The 17,698-nt window shown below is 57.6% G+C and carries 16 protein-coding genes and 1 pseudogene; 14 read left to right on the top strand and 3 right to left on the bottom strand.

Annotation, left to right across the window (positions count from 1 at the left end):
- Nucleotides 1-369 precede the first annotated feature (369 nt).
- From citD to B5E84_RS17685, 5 genes and pseudogenes are all read left to right on the top strand, one after another.
- Nucleotides 370-672 (top strand): citrate lyase acyl carrier protein, encoded by a 303-nt coding sequence (citD, locus tag B5E84_RS17705; RefSeq protein ID WP_087225449.1) that lies wholly within the window; start codon nt 370-372, stop codon nt 670-672.
- Nucleotides 665-1,576 carry an aldolase/citrate lyase family protein gene (locus B5E84_RS17700; RefSeq protein ID WP_087225446.1) on the top strand — a complete coding sequence of 304 codons (912 nt, stop codon included), beginning with the start codon at nt 665-667 and terminating at the stop codon, nt 1,574-1,576. Before citD ends, B5E84_RS17700 begins: the two co-directional genes overlap by 8 nt.
- A gap of 18 nt (nt 1,577-1,594) precedes the next feature.
- A pseudogene (gene citF / locus B5E84_RS17695) lies at nt 1,595-3,156 on the top strand (citrate lyase subunit alpha).
- Nucleotides 3,157-3,332: 176 nt separating this feature from the next.
- Nucleotides 3,333-3,890: an SLC13 family permease gene (locus B5E84_RS17690; protein WP_242963432.1), complete on the top strand. Its 558-nt coding sequence runs from the start codon at nt 3,333-3,335 to the stop codon at nt 3,888-3,890.
- Between the two features lie 89 nt (nt 3,891-3,979).
- A complete protein-coding gene (locus B5E84_RS17685) occupies nt 3,980-4,930 on the top strand; it encodes a sugar-binding domain-containing protein (protein WP_087225440.1) in 951 nt (316 codons plus the stop codon).
- A 131-nt stretch (nt 4,931-5,061) separates the two neighbouring features.
- On the opposite strand, the gene B5E84_RS17680 is transcribed toward B5E84_RS17685, so the two are convergent.
- The gene (locus B5E84_RS17680) at nt 5,062-6,270 is read right to left on the bottom strand and encodes a DUF401 family protein (RefSeq protein ID WP_087225437.1); all 1,209 of its coding nucleotides are present in this window, start codon (nt 6,268-6,270) and stop codon (nt 5,062-5,064) included.
- 368 nt (nt 6,271-6,638) lie between these two features.
- On the opposite strand from B5E84_RS17680, the gene B5E84_RS17675 reads away from it, so the two are divergent.
- The 7 genes from B5E84_RS17675 (at nt 6,639) to B5E84_RS17645 (ending at nt 13,368) form a co-directional block, all read left to right on the top strand.
- A complete protein-coding gene (locus tag B5E84_RS17675; RefSeq protein ID WP_087225434.1) occupies nt 6,639-7,262 on the top strand; it encodes a DAK2 domain-containing protein in 624 nt (207 codons plus the stop codon).
- Nucleotides 7,263-7,342: 80 nt separating this feature from the next.
- A complete protein-coding gene (locus B5E84_RS17670; protein WP_087225431.1) occupies nt 7,343-8,341 on the top strand; it encodes a dihydroxyacetone kinase subunit DhaK in 999 nt (332 codons plus the stop codon).
- A gap of 36 nt (nt 8,342-8,377) precedes the next feature.
- Complete coding sequence (locus tag B5E84_RS17665) at nt 8,378-8,698, top strand: hypothetical protein (RefSeq protein ID WP_087225428.1); 321 nt, start codon at nt 8,378-8,380, stop codon at nt 8,696-8,698.
- 12 nt (nt 8,699-8,710) lie between these two features.
- Nucleotides 8,711-9,553: a class II fructose-bisphosphate aldolase gene (locus B5E84_RS17660; RefSeq protein WP_087225426.1), complete on the top strand. Its 843-nt coding sequence runs from the start codon at nt 8,711-8,713 to the stop codon at nt 9,551-9,553.
- Between the two features lie 256 nt (nt 9,554-9,809).
- The gene (locus B5E84_RS17655) at nt 9,810-11,087 is read left to right on the top strand and encodes an amidohydrolase (protein ID WP_087225423.1); all 1,278 of its coding nucleotides are present in this window, start codon (nt 9,810-9,812) and stop codon (nt 11,085-11,087) included.
- Nucleotides 11,084-11,770: a YjjG family noncanonical pyrimidine nucleotidase gene (locus B5E84_RS17650; protein ID WP_087225420.1), complete on the top strand. Its 687-nt coding sequence runs from the start codon at nt 11,084-11,086 to the stop codon at nt 11,768-11,770. Before B5E84_RS17655 ends, B5E84_RS17650 begins: the two co-directional genes overlap by 4 nt.
- A 119-nt stretch (nt 11,771-11,889) precedes the next feature.
- Nucleotides 11,890-13,368, top strand: coding sequence for an immunoglobulin-like domain-containing protein (locus tag B5E84_RS17645; RefSeq protein ID WP_087225417.1), 1,479 nt, complete (start codon nt 11,890-11,892; stop codon nt 13,366-13,368).
- A 136-nt stretch (nt 13,369-13,504) separates the two neighbouring features.
- On the opposite strand, the gene B5E84_RS17640 is transcribed toward B5E84_RS17645, so the two are convergent.
- Nucleotides 13,505-14,050, bottom strand: a complete 546-nt coding sequence (locus tag B5E84_RS17640; RefSeq protein WP_087225414.1) for an RNA 2'-phosphotransferase — start codon at nt 14,048-14,050, stop codon at nt 13,505-13,507.
- Nucleotides 14,051-14,407: 357 nt separating this feature from the next.
- Here B5E84_RS17640 and B5E84_RS17635 point away from each other — a divergent pair, with 357 nt between their 5' ends.
- On the top strand, nt 14,408-14,899 hold the full coding sequence (locus B5E84_RS17635) for a sigma-70 family RNA polymerase sigma factor (protein WP_087225411.1): 492 nt from the start codon (nt 14,408-14,410) through the stop codon (nt 14,897-14,899).
- Entirely contained in the window at nt 14,896-16,371 is a 1,476-nt protein-coding gene (locus B5E84_RS17630) for an RsiV family protein (protein ID WP_242963431.1), read from the top strand. The genes B5E84_RS17635 and B5E84_RS17630 overlap by 4 nt, the downstream gene beginning before the upstream one ends.
- Nucleotides 16,372-16,658: 287 nt before the next feature.
- Here the strand turns inward: B5E84_RS17630 and B5E84_RS17625 are convergent, their stop codons facing one another.
- The gene (locus B5E84_RS17625) at nt 16,659-17,660 is read right to left on the bottom strand and encodes a DUF362 domain-containing protein (protein WP_087225409.1); all 1,002 of its coding nucleotides are present in this window, start codon (nt 17,658-17,660) and stop codon (nt 16,659-16,661) included.
- Between the last annotated feature and the right edge of the window lie 38 nt (nt 17,661-17,698).

The following is a 17,698-nucleotide window of genomic DNA, read 5'->3' as shown; positions in this document are numbered from 1 at the left end:
AAAGAAACGGTATGCAATCGGAACAAACCCCGAAAAACATTTGGAGCAAATCATAAATCTGTAAAATTGGGGATAAAAACGGGGTTTGGTTGAAGAACACATTCATGCGTTTGTCGTGACACAGAAAAAAATTCCTGGAATATCAGTCCTTACAGGAATGAATAGGCAGGTTTCACAAAGAAAAATAAGAAAAAATGTGAAAAACAACTAAAAAAATTGGAGAAAGATTCCTTTGAGCGGCCTCAATAGGAAACATTCCAAAATGGACTGAATTACCAGGAAAACAATGAATTTTACAGTAGTTTTTTTCGGGGCTAAAATGAGGCTAACAGGCAGGAAACAGAGCCGAACAGGATAGGAGGATATGAGATGGTAATTGAGAAAACGGCAATGGCCGGTACTCTGGAATCCAGTGATGCCCAGGTGACCGTAGAGCCAGGCACCGGGATTGCGTTGGACATTGAGAGCAGCGTGTTAAATCAGTATGGCAGGCAGATTCGTGCCACTGTGCTGGAGACTTTAAAGCGTCTGGAGGTCACGGACGCGAAGGTGAAGGTGGTAGACAAAGGGGCCCTCGACTGTACCTTAAAGGCCCGCGTAGAGTGTGCGGTGTTCCGCAGCTGCGGCAGGTCAGAGTCCAATATTCCGTGGGGAGGTGCTGTACATGAGTAATCGTCCGAAACCAGACAAGAAGCGGCTGCGCCGCACCATGATGTTTATGAACGCCCAGAAACCGGGACTGATCAAGGATGCTTATATTTACGGAAGCGACAGCATCATCCTGGATCTGGAGGACGCGGTGGCGGAAAACCAAAAGGACGCCGCCCGTTTTAGCTTATACCACGCTTTAAAGAGTATCGACTACGGGGACACGGAGGTGATCGTCCGCATCAACGGCTTGGACACCCCCCACTGGAGAGAGGATGTGCGGGTGTGCGTGGCTGGTGGGGCCGACGGGATCCGCATTGCCAAGTGCGAGAACGCGGAGATGGTCCATCAGGTAGAGAAGGCGGTGTTGGAGGCGGAGCGGGAGTTTGGCGTAGAGGAAGGCCGGACGCTTTTGATGGCCGCCCTGGAGAGCCCCTTGGGAATCATGAACGCATACGAGATCGTCACCGCCTCCGACCGGATGTTTGGCTGCGCCATTTCCGGCGGAGATTTCCGAAAGAGTATGCACGTGCAGATCCAGAGGGACGGGGTGGAGGTGATGACGGCCAGGGGGCAGATGCTGTTGGCAGCCAGGGCCGCCGGCGTCCAGTGCTTTGACACCATGTATCCCAACATTGATGATATGGAAGGGTTCCAGGCGGAAGTGATCCAGAACCACAAGATGGGATTTGACGGAAAGAGCATCGTTAATCCAAAACAGATCGCTTTTGTCCACGAGACTTTTGCCCCCACGGAGAAGGAGATCGCTTACGCGGAGAAACTGGTGCGAGGTTGCCAGGCCCAGGCAGATGCCGGAATCGGCGTGTACACCGTGGACGGAAAGATGGTAGACATTCCGTTTTTTGAGGACGCAAAGAGAATCATCGCCCTGGCGAAGGCCTGCGGCGTGTACCACGGAGATCTGTAGGAAGGAGCGTGTTTGAGAATGATCAATGCAGTTGGCAGAGAAATTCCCGATTACCTGCTGGAAAACGGCAGAGAGGTGTATCAGGGGAAAAATAAGAAAGACGGACAGTATGTGAAAAAGGCGTCTCCCAGGACGCGGAGAGGGGAAAAGCCCATGGACAGCAAGCTCTGCGCCTCCATCCGGGAGGCGTGTGAGAAGTGCGGGGCCCACGATGGCATGACATTTTCCTTCCACACGGAGTTCCGTGACGGTGATTATGTGGCATCTATGGTGTGCCGGGTTCTGGTGGAGGATATGGGCTTAAAGGACCTACACGTGGCCGCCACTTCCCTCGGCTCCGCTCAGGATGTGTTTGCGGACTACATGGAGCAGGGGATCATCGTGGAGGCCCAGACCTCCGGCGTCCGCGGACGGATCGGCGAGGTGATCTCCGCCGGAAAGCTGAAAAATCCGGCCATTATCCGCAGCCACGGCGGCCGGCCGAGAGCGGTGGAGGCGGGAGAGGTGCATATCGACATCGCCTTCCTGGCGGCTGCCACCTCGGACTGCTGCGGAAACGCCAAGGGAACCGGCGGCAAAAACAACTGCGGCTCCATGGGTTTCGCAAACCATGATGCCCGCTACGCCGACCACACGGTGATCATTACCGACACCCTGGTGCCCTTCCCCAACCTGCCGTCCTCCATTTCCTGCATCGACGTGGATGCGGTGTGCGTGGTGGATGCCATCGGCGACCCGAAGAAGATCGCTACCAAGGAAGCCAGGATGACTGACAACCCCAGAGAGCTGATGATGGCCCGGAACGTGGCCAACGTGATCGCAGCTACCCCTTACTTTAGAGACGGCTTTTCCTTCCAGACCGGCGTAGGCGGCCCGTCCCTGGCGGTAAACCGCTTTTTGGAGGAACATATGCGGGAGAAAGGGATCCGCATGAGTTTCGCCCTGGGCGGCACCAGTTCCGCCATCTGCGCCTTGCAGGATAAAGGACTGGTGGACTACATATTAGATACCCAGGACTTTGACCAAGGTGCGGCGGCTCACCTGTTTACCAACCCTCATCACGTGGAGATTGATTTGAGCGAGTACGCCAACGCGGCCAACAAGGGGGCTTACGTAAACAAGCTGGATTACGTGGTGCTCTCCGCCCTGGAGATTGACACCAAGTTTAATGTAAACGTGATCCCGGCTCCGACGGCGTCCTCCGCGGTGCTCCCGGCGGCCATCCGGACACGGCGGCGGGTAGCAAATGTTGTATCATTGTCACGCCTCTGATCCGCGGCCGTATGGCTACGGTGTGTAGGGATGTGGTGACGGTGACGACACCGGGAGACTGCGTGGATGTACTGGTGACGGACTACGGCATCGCTGTCAATCCTGCCAGACCGGATCTGATCCAGTGTCTGGACGAGGCGGGGATCAAACACGTGACCATTGAGAGCTTGCAGGAGAAGGCATACAGCCTGGTGGGCGAGCCGGATCCCCTGGAGTGGGAGGATCAGGTAGTGGCCATTGTGGAAACCAGGGACGGCACCATTCTGGACGTGGTAAGAAAAATCAAGCCGTTTTCCTTCGGGGACTGAGAATGCGATAGGCGGTGCTGCGGATGCCGTTTGCCCGCAGCACGAAACCTTCCGGCGAAAACGCGTTCTGCTAAGGGGAATGGACGGTGGATGCAGCCTTCTTTTTGGCACGAATGCGGGGCTGCCGCACACATTTGAAACGCAGTGTACATTTTAAAAGAGAAAGGGGAGCAGTTATGCTATCTGCAATCGGGTTTATTTTGATGATCGTGCTGATGATCGTATTGATTAAGAGTTGGGTGAGCCCGCCGGTGGCTTTTATCGGCCTTCCGTTAGTCGCCGCCCTGGCGGCTGGGTTTTCCATCGCGGACATCGGCGGATTTATTGAGAGTGGGATGGATTCCATGCTGAGCACGGCGGTGCTGTTCGTGTTTTCCATTTCCTATTTTACATTGATGGACGAGACTGGTCTGTTTGATCCCATCATCAGCGCCCTGACCAAAAAGGCGGGAGGAAAGGTGGGGATGGTGGTGATTGCCCTGTTGCTGACCACCTTTGTGGCTCATTTGGACGGCTCTGGCGCTACCACGTTTTTGATCGTCGTTCCGGCATTTTTGCCCATATTCAGACGTCTGGGACTGCGGCGGGAATCCCTCCTGGCCATGATGTGTGGTCCCTATGCGGTGATGAACATTCTACCTTGGGGCGGCCCTACTATGCGGGCGGCCACAGTGGCTGGGATTGAGACCGGGGATATGTACGCCTTTATTATTCCAGGAGTGGTTCCATTTTGACAGAAATGTCCGTTTTTGACATTCTTCCCTGGTTATGGTAGATTAGGTGCAGAGATTAGAACGGGGAAAGGACGGCAAAGAGACAAACCATGGACAGAGCACAGAGGATGGAACGGCTGGCGGCGGTAGCCAGGATGTATTATGAGGAGGACTGCACTCAGAATGAGATCGCCGGAAGATTTGGGATTTCCAGGCCCATGGTGAGCAAGCTTTTAAAGGAAGCGAAACGCCAGGGCGTGGTCACCATCCAGATCCGCGTTCCCGGGCAGACGGAAACCGGGGAAAAGAAAGACCTCCTGTCCCTTTTAAAACAGAAGTACGGCCTTGCAGGCGGCGTCCTGGTGCGGGGCGGTGCCGGGGACGTGGCCACCAACCAGGCGGTGGCGGATGCCGGTCTGGCATACCTGGAGCGGCTGGCGGGAGAGGGCCGGAAACGGTTCGGCATCGGCTGGGGCCACATCATCGGCGAGCTGGTGGGCCGCATTGAGGGGAGTCCCCGTCCGGTGCAGATGGGAGAGGCCATCTGTCCCCTCATCGGAAACAGCGGGGCCGGCCTGAAAAATTATCACTCCAACGAGCTGGTGCGGGTGGTGAGCGAGCACAGCCAGGCGGTGCCGGAATTTATTTACACCCCCGCCTCCATGGCCTCGGAGCAGGAGCTGGAGCGGACCATGGATTTGGAGAGCTACCATGAGATCCGCCGGGCCTGGGAGCGGCTGGAGGTGGCTCTGGTAAACATCGGAAATTTCCCGTCGGTGCCGGATTTTGCCTCCAAGGCCCGCTACGGGGAACAGCTGGTGAGAGAACGGGCGGCGGCCAGGATCTTAAACTACTTCGTGGGGGAGGACGGCCACGTGCTCCGGTCGGAGACGGACTATGCCGTCCAGATCCCTCTGGAGCTGCTGAAACAGGTGCCCTGCGTGGTGGGAATCTGCTCCGCCAACACCAATCCCAGAGCCCTGGCGGCGGCCCTTCGCAGCGGCTACATTCATGTCCTCATTGCCCCGGAGCCGGTGGCGGCCCGGCTGACAGAATCATAAAAAAGCGACCTCTCAGAAAAATCGAGAACCCCCGTCCTGCGGAACGGCAAATTCCGCAGGACGGGGGTTTTGTCATAGCAGTAGCCGCGGTCTGCGGTTACTTTTTAACCGGCGCTGGGGCCGTTCAAACTCTACACAATCCCCAGCAGGCACATCAGATTGTAATAGCCGATCATAAAAATGGAAAACAGCAAGGACATGGGCATGGTCCTGCGGATCAGCCGTCCCAGCGGCACGTGGTAATAGTCCGCGGCGACCACCAGGCACACATGGGTGGGAGAAACCTGGCTGGCCGCGTGGCAGATGCCCATCAAAAGCACCATCAGGGGCATCCCGCCGGGCATGGCGGCAAAGGCCAGGGGCGTTCCCATGGCGATGATGCCGGTGGTCCCACTGATCATTCCCCCCGCGAAAAACAGCAGCACAAAGATCAGATAGGTGGGGATGGGAAGGCCGGACAGCATTTGCGGCAGTGCCTGCAGCGCCCCGGTATAGGCGACAAATTCTTTCAAAACCAGGACTAAAAAGGTGTTGAGCAGCAGCTTTTTTTCAAAGGCCTTTCGGAACATGGGAAACAGCTCCTTTGGCTGAAACCGGTAAACGATGGCTCCCGCGGCGATGACGATGGCGATGGCCGGCACTACCGCGAGCTGAAAGGCCAGAATCAGGACGAGGATGGAGAGCAGCGTCCAGAGATGCTGAACCAGATGGAGGGCGTCCCTGCCCCGGTGGCGGCTCACCGGCGTCCCGGGGTCTTTCGGCAGACGGCGCAGATAAGGCCAGTAGCCGAGGGAAAACAGGACGGCCATGGGGATCAGCATTCCAAGGATAAATCTGGGCAGCGGGACGCCGGCCAGGTTGGCCATCAAAAGCACGCCGGCGTAGGTGGGCAGGGTGCTCTCCGGGATATGGCGGAACCAGCTTGTGACAAAAGCCTGCTCCTCCCTGGACAGGTAGCCCTCCGTCGCGTCCTTTACAATGTCGCCGCAGAGGATCATCGCCGCCGCCGAGGGCAGCAGCCCGATGAACAGCGGAGCGACCGCCGCGTTGATCCGCCGGTTGTGGAACAGCCCGTCCAGATCCTGGTGGGCCAGCCGGATTTGCGACCGGGCCTCCAGCATCCGCTGCAAATAGGTGATTAAATAAAGGGAAATCAGCACGGACAGAGAGCTCCAGTTCAAAAAAACGTTCGCGGCCTGGCCAAGCGCCGCGGAAAGGGGGATGGAAAAGAGCAGGATACAGGCCGCCAGGCCGCCGCAGACGGCCTGATACAGGGGCCGCCCCAGAGCTAAGAGCAGGACAATCACAAAAAATACCATTCCCAAAAAGACGAGCTGCATACATTCCCTCCCACACGGACACCGGCGGCAAATCCACGGGTGTCATTCTCTTGGTACAGGATACACAAGGGGAGCGGGATTGTCAAGAAATTGGGAGCAGGTTCCGACAGGATGCCGGCAGGATCGTCCCATGAAACAGAGGCTGGATGGCTCAGGTCGTTCCTGGCAGATGGGCTGGCTTGATACAAAAAAGTTACATATGTAACAAAATAAGCATTCCAAAAGGCGAACTTATCTTTTTGTGGTATTGTTTTTGTGTAAAAATTATAAATAATCCATAAAATCCTATCATTTTATTGACATTTATCATAACAAATGATAGTCTTAATGCAAAGAAATAAAAGGAAGAAGGGGAAAGGAGGTTACATATGTTACTTTCCAAACCGGAGCTAGTCCGGATGCTCCGCGGGGTGGCGGAAATCTGGACGGAGCACAAGGACGAGCTCAGCGAGATCGACTCCCGGTTCGGGGACGGAGACCACGGGGTGACCATCGGAAAGATCGCGGCGGTCATCGGCCGGGACCTGGACGGATGGCAGGACGATGACGCGGAGACGTTTCTGGAGGATCTGGGGGACGACATCATGGCGGTGGGAGGCGGCAGCGCAGGCCCTCTCTACGGCACCATGATCGGCGGCCTGGCGGGAGGAATTCCGGAGAGCGGCGGCATCGGCGCCGGGGACGTCAAGAAGATGCTCGCGGCCAGCTTGGAGGCCATGGAGGACATCACCACAGCCAAGGTGGGAGACAAGACCATGATGGACGCCCTGATCCCAGCGGTGGAGGCGGCGGCCCAGGCGGAGGGAGACGTCCCGGACGTTTTAAAGGCGGCCATGGAGGCGGCGGCCCAGGGAGCGAAGAAAAGCGAGGAATTCGTTTCCAAATTCGGCCGGGCAAAGAGCTACAAGGAGCAGACCATCGGCACTCCCGACGCGGGCGCCATGAGCACAGCCCTGTTTTTCAAGGGATTGTGGAACGGCCTGACGGAGTGAGCCTCCCGCCGGAGGTTTTTGTGTCATAAGGGGCACAGTTTCCTACTACAAAACAAAAAAGAAAGAGGAGAGCAAGCCATATGAAAATGAAAAAATTTATCAACGATCCTGAAAACCTGACTCCGGAGCTGTTAGAAGGTTTCGCGGCGGCTCACGCCGACCTGGTGACCTTAGGCGATCAGCGCATGGTGATCAACAACAAGCTGGCGGACGCCGACCGCGTCACCATCGTGACCCAGGGAGGTTCCGGCCATGAGCCGGCCATCAGCGGCTTTGTGGGCGAGGGCATGGTGGACATTTCCGTGGTAGGCGACGTGTTCGCGGCTCCCGGACCCCAGGCCTGTGTGGACGCCATTAAATTGGCGGACAAGGGAAAGGGCGTCCTCTACATCGTGTTAAACCATGCCGGCGATATGCTCACTGGCAATATGACCATGAAAAAATGTGCCAAGGAAGGCTTAAACGTGGTGAAGGTGGTGACCCAGGAGGACATTGCCAACGCCCCCAGAAGCAACGCTGACGACCGCCGGGGCCTGGTGGGCTGCATCCCCACCTACAAGATTGCCGGAGCAGCCGCCGCGGAGGGAAAGAGCCTGGAGGAAGTAGCGGCAGTGGCCCAGCGGTTCGCCGATAACATGGCGACCCTGGCAGTGGCGGTCCGCGGTGCCACCCATCCGGCCACCGGCAGCCTGTTAGCGGAGCTGGGGGATGACGAGATGGAGATTGGCATGGGCCAGCACGGCGAGGAAGGCGGCGGCCGCCAGCCCATGAAATCGGCGGACGAGACGGCGGAGATCATGTTAAACGCCCTGATCCACGACCTGGACATCCAGTCCGGCGAGAAGGTCATGCTGATCTTAAACGGCAGCGGAGCCACCACCCTCATGGAGCTGTTTATCATCTATCGGAAGTGCGTTTCCTATTTGAAAGAGAAGAATATTGAGATTGTGGCAAATTACGTAGGCGAGCTCTTAACGGTACAGGAGCAGGCCGGTTTCCAGATGTTTATGGCCAGAATGGACGACGAGCTGCTCCACTACTGGAACGCTCCCTGCAACACCCCTTATATGAAACGGTAAAACATTCAGACGTGTAAAAGGAAGGAGAAAACTGTCATGGCAGCGGAATATATGCACATCGGAATCCCGGTGCTCAATAAAAAAGAAGGAATGACCTACAACGAGGCGATGAAGTTCTGGGTCAGCAACGTGGACGACTACGATTTCAAGATCGAATACCTGAAATTTGAGGAGGGCACTCCCTTCCCGGAGATTCTCTCCAAGCAGCCCCACGTGGCCTACCGGGTGGACGATTTAGAGCACTACGCTTCCCAGGCTCAGCAGGTGATTTTCGGCCCCATGGAGCTGGGACCGGGGGTGCGCCTGGCGTTTGTGATCTGGGACGACGCCATTGTAGAGCTTTACGAGGAAAAATAAGGAGAGGAAACCATGCTGGTAAATATGAATTCCGTGCTGGAATACGCGGAGGAAAAAAACTGCTGCGTGGGCGCTTTTGACACGCCGAATCTGGAGATCCTGATGGCGGTGTTAAGGGCCGCGGAGAAACGGAACGAGCCGGTGATCATCCAGCACGCCCAGCTCCATGAGCCGGAGATGGCCATCCGGGTGATCGGCCCCGTCATGGTGCGGATGGCCCAGGAGGCGAAGGTGCCGGTGTGCGTGATGCTGGATCACGGAGAGGATATGGACTATGTGAAAACGGCCCTGGAGCTGGGTTTCTCCGCCGTGATGTTCGACGGCTCCTCCAAGCCATACGAGGAGAACGTCCGCCTGACAAAGGAGGCGGTGGCCCTGGCAGGAGAGTACGGGGCCAGCGTGGAGGCGGAGATCGGCGTGGTCACCGGCCACGAGGGAAAGGTGTTTGAGATTTCCTCCCAGGAGGACGCCTACACCGATCCGGAGCTGGCGGCGGAGTTTGTGAAGGCCACAGGCATTGACGCCCTGGCGGCATCTGTGGGCACTGTCCACGGCTTTTACACCACGAAACCAAACCTGGATTTTGACCGCATCCAGCGGATCAAAGAGCTGACCGGCGTGCCGCTAGTCATGCACGGCGGCTCCGGCATCAGCAGGGAGGACACCCAGCGCGCCATCCGCTGCGGCATCCGCAAGATCAACTATTTCTCCTATATGTCCTACGCTGGCGTACAGGGGGTGAAACGGCTGCTTGCGGAGCGGGAGGTGAAATACTTCCACGATCTGGCGAACGCGGCGGTAGACGCCATGGAGGAGGATGTGCTCCAGGCCATGGCCATGTTCGCGCTGGAATAAAAGAGAAACGGAACCTGAAAATGGAAATCGAGGGAAACGTCCCGGACGGCATGGAAAATTACGTGCCGGCGGGGCGTTTCCCGTTTCTGGATTTCTGCCTTTTCAAACGGGTGCGGCAATTTTTGAATTTTTGAATTTTTGATATGGAGCATATTTTCTTTGACATTGCCGGCCATTTGTGATAGATTAGAAATCAGAAACAGAACATACATTCGATTTTCTTTTAAAACTGCGGAATGCTAAGGAGGATGGAGATATGGAGACAGGAACGAAGGCATGGAGCTGGACGGAAGGGGAACGGGAGGAGCTTTTGTCCCTGGGGCGGGAGCTGTTTGCCTGCCCGGAGCTGGGATTTCAGGAGGTGCGCACCGGAGAGATTCTCGCCTCGTTTTTAGAGAGACAGGGGATTCCCTTTGAAAGTGGGCTGTCAGTCACCGGGATCCGGGCCACCATCGGATCGGGAGACGGCTATCACATCGCCCTGGTGGCGGATATGGACGCTTTAGCGGTGCGGGACGGGGAAACGACCGTTCCCTTCCACTCCTGCGGCCACAGCGTCCAGACAGCGGTGATGGCCTATGCCCTGAAACGGTTAAAGGAGCGGGGGATCCCGGAGCAGACAGGGGGACGGGTCAGCCTGATCGTCACCCCGGCGGAGGAGTTTATTGATCTGGAAACCCGCGGCCGGATGAAGGCGGAGGGGAAGATCCGCTACTTTTCCGGAAAACAGGATATGATCGCCTCCGGCGTCTTTGACGATGTGGACTGCGTTCTCTCCATGCACATCAACGGGGACAGCGGCGGCCCCCTCTTTGACATCAATTCCACCCTGGCGGGGTTCACGGTGAAAAAGGTGGTGTTTGAGGGCAAACCGGCCCATTCCGGCGCCCAGCCCCACCTGGGACGGAACGCCCTTCACGGCGCCAGCCTGGCCATGGACGCCATCGCTTATCTGAAAGATCAGTTTCCGGGGGAGGCGGGGCTGCAGGTCCATCCGGTGCTCACCTCCTGCGGCGGCACGGTGAACGTCATCCCGGACCAGGCGGTGCTGGAAACCTATATCCGGGCCAACACCCTGGAATACCTCCTGGAAGCGGAGGAGAAGTTTGACAACTGTGTCCGCTGCTGCGGTCAGGCCCTGGGCCTTGGGGTCCGGGTGGAGAACACCACCGGCTATATGCCGTTTCGCCAGTCCCCGGAGATCACTGCGGTGGTGCACGGGAAAATGCTGGAGCTCTGCGGCGAGGAGCGGATTGTGAAGAACGTGATTTCCGGCGCGTCCGGGGACATCGGGGATCTGGGGTATCTGATTCCGGCGGTGCAGTTTGGCTTTTCCGGCGTAGAGGGCCGGATCCACAGCGCCAATTTCGTCATCGCTGACGAGGAAAACGCTTACTTCCGCACGGCCCAGATTGTGGTGGAGACGGTGGAGGAGATTCTGCGCCACCCGGAGCTTCAGGTGAAAAACCCTGATTTTGCCCAAAAGAAATCGTTTTATCTGAAAAAATGGCTGGGCCAGGAGGAGGACGTATGATAAAGGTACTTTTGTGGGATGTGGACAATACGCTGCTGAGCTTTGAGGCGGCAGAGCGGGTGGCCATCCGGAAGGGCTTTGACCGCCGCGGGCTGGGGGAGTGCACCGATGATATGCTCCAGCGGTATTCGGAGATCAACCGCAGCTACTGGGAGCGGCTGGAGAGGGGAGAGATCACCAAACCCCAGGTGCTCCTGGGCCGGTTTGAGGAGTTCTTCCGGCAGGAGGGCATTCCCGTCTCCCTGGCGGAGGCCTTTAATGAGGACTACCAGCGGGATCTGGGGGAGACCTGCGTCTTCATGGACCGGTCCTTTGAGCTGCTGAGCCAGTTAAAAGCGGAAGGCTACGAGCAGTACGCGGTCACCAACGGCACGAAGGTGGCCCAGGACAAAAAGCTGGGCATCTCCGGCCTGGGCGCTTTGATGAACGGGATCTTTATCTCCGAGGTGGTGGGGGCGGAAAAGCCGTCTCCCCTGTTTTTCGACTATATTTTCCGTGCCCTGCCTCACGTCTCCAGAAAGGAGTGCATGATCATCGGCGACTCCCTCACCAGCGACATGAAGGGCGGGGAACAGGCCGGGATCACCACCTGCTGGTACAATCCGGCTCACAAGCCGAACCATGCCGGCGTGTCCGTGGATCATGAGATTGAGAACCTGTGGCAGGTGAGAGACCTGCTGTGAGATGGCTTGGCGGGCGGGAAATTGTATGGAAATCTTAAGAGTCAGGTAAGGAACCGTCCTCTCTCTGCTGATATAATGGAGACAGAAAGAAGGAGCAGTTTTGGGGAGGAGGCGGTTTTATGAAACGGCAGTGGATGATAAACGGAGCCCTGTTTGCGGGAGTTGTGGCAGGCGTCCTGTTTTTGGAGGCCCTCTTTGGCCTGGCAGATCCTGTGGAGAGGAACAGCCGCGCCCTGGCGGCCAGTATGAAAGCCCTGAAGGACGGGGAGAGCGGGACAAAAATATCCCTGGAGGAGGTGGTTCCCTTTTCCTGGGAGGAGGTGTACTCCTTTGACCCTTATGTCTCCGTGGAGGAGATGAAAGGGGTGCTGGGAACCGGCGGGAAACATCTGACGGAGGCGATAAGCGAGGGCCAGGTCCAGCTGGTGTTTCTGGAACAGGGAGAGGTGACGGCCAGTGTCTGTGGATACGGGGAAGACTTAGGCTACGACATCGACCTGGGCCTCTGGGAGGACGGGAAACGCTACCGTCGAGTGTCGGCCGGCGTCAATGAATTTACCCTCTACACAGACGGGGAGTACCCGCGGCTGGTGTTTGAGGGGGAGCGGTTTTTAGGAACGATCCTGGAACGGTGGGAGAGCAGCGCCCTGGTGGCGGTGGACGAAGGTTTTCCCATCCGCGCCAGCGGCGATCAGGTGTATATTTCCTTGGCGGAGGAACAGGAGGCAGAGCCCGGGGACCGGGTGGAGGTGTTCTACGACGGTTGGGTGCAGGAGACCTTTCCCCTTCAGCTGGGCGGGCAGATGCGGGTGCGCCTGAATCCGCCGGAGGCCGGGGAACTGCCGGAGCCGTCAGGACCATCGGAGGCGTCTGAAATGGCGGATTCCCCGGAGACGGGGCCGTTTCATGCCGTAGGAACAGCGGGAGAGGAAGAACCGGCCAGGACACCCACAGGCTACGATTCCGGGGAGGTGCAGCGGATCAGCATTTATTACGGGGGAACGCTGTACCTCTATGAGGCCGCCGGCTTTGATCTGCCGCTAGAGGAAGGATTTCAGCTGGTGGGGACGGTGGAGGAGAGCAGTGACCGGGAATACCTGTTTCGGGAGCTCTGCGGCACTCGCCTGGAGCCGGGGCAGGAGGTGTACGCCCACCCGGAGCAGCGGGACCGGGTTTATGTGAAATTTGACCGCGGATTTGGCCGGTTTTTGGCGGATGAGGGGAGAAGTACGGTTTTGGCAGAGGGACTGCCGGGACTTGCTATGGAGGTTTCCCAGGTGGGAGCCGGGGCTGTGACGGTGGAGATCCGCAACGACAGCGCCTTCCCCTGCCTTTACGGAGAGCCTTACCAGTTAGAGCAAAAGCGGGGAGAGGGCTGGTATGTCCTTCCCTACGTGATGGACGGGAATGTGGGATTTCACTCCATTGGATATGAGATTCAGGAGGGAGAGTCGGCCTCCTGGACGGCAGAGTTTGCCTGGCTGTACGGAGAGCTGGAGCCGGGAGTCTACCGGATTGTAAAGGAGCTGTCTATCCTTCAGGAGGATGGGACATGGCTGGACGGGATCTTCGCGGCGGAATTTTCCGTGACGGCCTAGGAGCGGCAAAACAGGGCCCCAAAAGCGGGAGGCGCACTCCGCGCAGAAGAATATGGCTGATGGCGCAGCCGCGCCCCGGCGCGAGTGTGCGCCAAGGGCACACTTTTTATGCCGCCGCCACAGAGGAAGGCGGAAGTCAGCCGGAAATCCGCTTTAAAAACCGGGGCGGGACGGCCTTTGTGAGCCAGACGCCGTTGGCGGAGAGGAAGAAGTCATAGCCTTCCCGGCTCATGAGGCCGCTTTCCACCTGGTAGATCACCGGTTTCCCGTGGCGTCTGCCCACGGCTGTGGCCGTCTCTGTGTCCCGGGACAGGTGGACGTAGAGGCGGCTTTTGGGAATCAGGCCGGTCTCCTCGATGGAGGCGGTGTATTTTTCGCCGGTGCCGTGCCACAGGACCTCCGGCGGAGCCGTTTTTTGCAGCTCCACGTCCACCGGGACAGAGTGGCCTTGGTTGGCCCGGATGAGGGTGTGGCTGTCATTGTAGGAATAGCGGCCCTTTTCGTCGGTGCGGACGATTTCCTCCAAAAGCTCCGGAGAAAAATCGGGGTACTTCGTCTGTTGAATGCCGCGGACAAGCTCTGATACGTCCGCCCATCCGTGTTCGTCCAGACAGATGCCTGCCGTCTCCGGACGGTGGCGCAGAAGAAGGCTGAGATAACGGCTGATGGCAGTGAGATCCATAGAAATCCTCCTTTATAGATTCGTATGGCGGGATGGTTTGTGTGCCGCGGGAAAATCCCGCGGTCAGACCATGCGGCCATGGGAAAATAGCTGTGGTGCGCGTGCGCGCGATCGCGTACATTTTATGGAACTGGAAACAGCGTTCCCTATTTCATGAAATCATTATATTCCGAGAAAAAGAGAATGGCAAGTCCGCGGTTTTCCGGAAAATGGAAAAATGGAAAACCGCAAAGGGACAAAACAGGAAAACGGCGGGGCTGTGATACAGTTCCGCCAAAATTTTTTCCTGTTTTGCAACTTTTTGACCCCTTCGGTTATCTATAGAGCAGAAAGCGCAAAAGAAAAGAGGTGGGCAACATGAAGGAAGACCGGTACGAGCAGGTCGTTTCCTATATCATCGAAAATCAGGAAAAATTTTACCGCCTGGCGTTCAGCTACGTGCAGAATCAGGAAGACGCCCTGGATGTGGTGCAGAACGCGGTATGCAGGGCACTGGAACACTATGACAGCCTGCGGAACGAGTCGGCATTAAGAACGTGGTTTTACAGGATCCTGGTAAATGAGAGTCTCCTTATTCTGAAGGACAAACGGAAAGTCATTCTCACGGGAGACGGACGGCAGACGGAGATTCCTTATGAGGAGAGCAGATTTGAGCCGGGGACGGAGCTGTACATCCATATCAACCGTCTGGAGGCGGATGTGCAGAGCATTATTAAGCTGCGGTTTTATGAGGAGCTGTCTTTAAAGGAGATCGCTCAGGTGATGGAGATGAATTTGAATACGGTGAAGGCAAAGCTGTACCGCGGGCTGAAGGCGTTGAGAGTAGAGATCCGGGAGGTGGAAGTATGAGGCGGATGGAAGACGCGAAAGACGTGTATGAAAAGGTTCCGATCCCAGAGGAGCTGTCGAAGCGGGTGACGATGGAGATCGAACGGTCGAGGGCAAGACGGGCACAGGATGAAAAAATGGCTCCGGAGAAAAAGCCGGCGGCAGAGAAGGTATATGTGCTGGGCGAACATGAGAGAAGGAGGGAGAGCCAGATGGCAGGAGAGAATCAGACATCAAAAGAGAAACGGATGGGCAGAGAGGAGCAGAATTCAGGAGCTGGCTGGATGGACAGCGGCAATGGGGCTCCGGAGAACGGGGCAGATTCCGAAAGATCGCTGCCGAGATCCCGAAAAACACGGCGCCGTTCCGGAGATGCCGCCCGGGTTCGCGGGGCGGTGGCAGCGGCAGCGGCCGTGGTGGTGGTGTTCGCGGCGGCGGTAAACGTAAGTCCGGCGTTTGCGGAAAGCGTGAGCCAGGTTCCGGTGATCGGGACGGTGGCGCAGGTGCTCACCTTCCGCTCCTATGACACGGAGACGGAGGATATGAAGATTTCCGTGGACATTCCCAGCGTGGAAATGATCGCCGAGGACATGAAAGGGCTGGAAACCTCTGTAAACGAGGAGATCCACAGCCTGTGCCAGCAGTACGCGGACGAGGCGGAGACGCGGGCCATGGAGTACCGGCAGGCGTTTCTGGACACCGGCGGAACGGCGGAGGAGTGGGCGGCCCATGAGCTGGAGATCCGGGTGTGGTACGAAGTGAAAGCCCACACGGCGGATTATCTGTCTTTAGCCATCATGGGAACGGAAAACTGGACCACCGCCTACAGCGAGACGAGGTACTATAATTTTGATCTGAAAAATGGAGCGTGGATCACCCTTTCCGACGTGCTGGGAGCGGATTATGAGAGGATTGCGGAGGAGAGCGTCCGCCGCCAGATGAAGGAGCGGATGGAGGCGGAAGGCGCGGAGTACTGGCCGGAGCTGTTTGCCGGAGTGGATGAGAACACGAAGTTTTATATGAATGAGGCCGGAAACCCGGTGGTGGTGTTTGACAAGTACGAGATCGCCCCCGGAGCTGCCGGACAGCCGGAATTTGAAGTGGAACGGAGTCAGGCAGGGACGGAAGAAACTAACGATGGCGGATATGAGGACGCGTTCTCCGTGGACAGCCAGGCGGCAGCGGAGTTTGGCCGCCAGGTAAAGAAGGCAGTGGCGGACCGGGATCTGGAGGCCCTGGCGGATCTGACGGCGTTTCCCGTTTACGTGGGATTCGCGGACGGCGGAGTGTCCGTGGAGAGCCGGGAAGAATTTCTTGCCCTGGGAGCGGATCGGATCTTTACCGGGGAGTTGGCGGATTCCGTGGCCGCGGCGGATGAGACAGGCTTAAGCCCCAGCATGGCCGGCTTTGTCCTGGCCGGGGAGAATGGCCGCCCCAATGTGATCTTCGGTGTCCGGGACGGAAAACTGGCGGTGAACGGCATTAATTATTGAGGAACAATGGGATTTTAGAAAAGGGAAAAGAGGAACCCCGGAGGCAGTGGACGCTGTCTCCGGGGTTTCCGTGTCATAGGAAACGCAGTTCCCTGTGCTATGGAGCAAAAGCCTGGCCTCCGGCGGGAGGCATCTCCCCGCATAGGAAACGGGCTGCTGACGCGGCCGCGCTCCGGCGGGAGTGCGCGCTGCTGCGCACACGCTTTATCTGCGGCCCTGTTGTCTACAAAATTTCGGCCTGAAATATACGTTCTCCGGCGGGCAGTTTCGCCTGTTTCTTTGGTGCCTTATTCCTGGAAGGGCACCACGTCTTTCACTGCCTCCGCCGGGGTGATCTCCTGATCCTTGTGGTCGATGTCGATGAGACGGTAGCGGTCGTTTCCCATGCCCAGCTCCTTCATGTAGGTGAGCTGGCGCAGGCCGTGGCGGCTTTCCATCCGCTCCACCAGGGCGTGGCGGTCCTCCTCCTTCAGGGCATATACCAAATCCACAGAGGCCTGGTCGATGGCCAGGATGTCCTGGGAGGCTAAGATCCCGATGTTTGGAGTTACCACCGGCATGGCCGCCGTCCCCTCGCAGTCGCAGGAAACGGACATATTGCGGAGGACATTCACATAGGTGATGTGATCGCCGAAGTGATCCGCCACCGCCTTGGCCGACTCCATCATCCGCTCCATGAATTCCTCGTCGGAAATATCCCACATATCAGCGGAGCCGGGGGTGGTGTGGATCATGGCCTTTCCTGTGCGTCCGTCAGCGCAGCCGATGCCGATATTCTTGGCGGAGCCGCCAAACCCGCCCTTGGTGTGCCCCTTGAAATGGGTGAGCACAAAGAGGAAGCTGTAGTCCGCCAGGTGTTTTCCCATGGACATTTCCTCAAACCATTTTCCTCCCTTTACGGGAAACATCACGGTGCCGTCCTCGTCTAAGATGTCCACCGGGCAGAAGGTCCAGCCGTTTACCTTCAGGGTTTCCCGGTGGCCGGCAGTGGTGTAGCGGTCGCCTTCATAGTACGTGTTGGTTTCCACGATGGCGGCGTCCGGCAGATCGTTTTGGATCAGGGATTCCACCCAGGGGCGGGGGATGATATTCGGCCCGTGGGGCTCGCCGGTGTGGAGCTTGACGCCCACCTTCCCGGTCATGGCGCCCTTTACGCGGCTGAAAATGCGCCGCAGGCCCTCAGCGGACAGGTCCCTGGTGAAATAGACGGCGGATTCCTCCCCGGATCGTTTCTCGTAAGGAATATACTGATTTCCGCCCGTTCCAGGCGTTGGTTTCTGAATGCACATATGTGGTTCTCCTTTCCCATTGCGTTTGAGACGCACTG

This window comes from Lachnoclostridium sp. An14 (assembly GCF_002160755.1).
Lineage (GTDB): Bacteria > Bacillota > Clostridia > Lachnospirales > Lachnospiraceae > Lachnoclostridium_A.
The sequence above is the reverse complement of the archived record's forward strand: the minus strand, read 5'-3'. Positions and strand labels throughout refer to the sequence as shown.

Excerpts from the sequence above, each read along its gene's own strand:
- B5E84_RS17625 (WP_087225409.1), bottom strand. The coding sequence starts at position 17,660 with ATGTGCATTCAGAAACCAACGCCTGGAACGGGCGGAAATCAGTATATT.
- B5E84_RS17635 (WP_087225411.1), top strand. The coding sequence starts at position 14,408 with ATGAAGGAAGACCGGTACGAGCAGGTCGTTTCCTATATCATCGAAAAT.
- B5E84_RS17645 (WP_087225417.1), top strand. The coding sequence starts at position 11,890 with ATGAAACGGCAGTGGATGATAAACGGAGCCCTGTTTGCGGGAGTTGTG.
- B5E84_RS17680 (WP_087225437.1), bottom strand. The coding sequence starts at position 6,270 with ATGCAGCTCGTCTTTTTGGGAATGGTATTTTTTGTGATTGTCCTGCTC.
- B5E84_RS17700 (WP_087225446.1), top strand. The coding sequence starts at position 665 with ATGAGTAATCGTCCGAAACCAGACAAGAAGCGGCTGCGCCGCACCATG.
- B5E84_RS17675 (WP_087225434.1), top strand. The coding sequence starts at position 6,639 with ATGTTACTTTCCAAACCGGAGCTAGTCCGGATGCTCCGCGGGGTGGCG.
- B5E84_RS17670 (WP_087225431.1), top strand. The coding sequence starts at position 7,343 with ATGAAAATGAAAAAATTTATCAACGATCCTGAAAACCTGACTCCGGAG.
- B5E84_RS17690 (WP_242963432.1), top strand. The coding sequence starts at position 3,333 with ATGCTATCTGCAATCGGGTTTATTTTGATGATCGTGCTGATGATCGTA.
- B5E84_RS17640 (WP_087225414.1), bottom strand. The coding sequence starts at position 14,050 with ATGGATCTCACTGCCATCAGCCGTTATCTCAGCCTTCTTCTGCGCCAC.
- B5E84_RS17655 (WP_087225423.1), top strand. The coding sequence starts at position 9,810 with ATGGAGACAGGAACGAAGGCATGGAGCTGGACGGAAGGGGAACGGGAG.
- citD (WP_087225449.1), top strand. The coding sequence starts at position 370 with ATGGTAATTGAGAAAACGGCAATGGCCGGTACTCTGGAATCCAGTGAT.
- B5E84_RS17660 (WP_087225426.1), top strand. The coding sequence starts at position 8,711 with ATGCTGGTAAATATGAATTCCGTGCTGGAATACGCGGAGGAAAAAAAC.
- B5E84_RS17630 (WP_242963431.1), top strand. The coding sequence starts at position 14,896 with ATGAGGCGGATGGAAGACGCGAAAGACGTGTATGAAAAGGTTCCGATC.
- B5E84_RS17665 (WP_087225428.1), top strand. The coding sequence starts at position 8,378 with ATGGCAGCGGAATATATGCACATCGGAATCCCGGTGCTCAATAAAAAA.
- B5E84_RS17685 (WP_087225440.1), top strand. The coding sequence starts at position 3,980 with ATGGACAGAGCACAGAGGATGGAACGGCTGGCGGCGGTAGCCAGGATG.
- B5E84_RS17650 (WP_087225420.1), top strand. The coding sequence starts at position 11,084 with ATGATAAAGGTACTTTTGTGGGATGTGGACAATACGCTGCTGAGCTTT.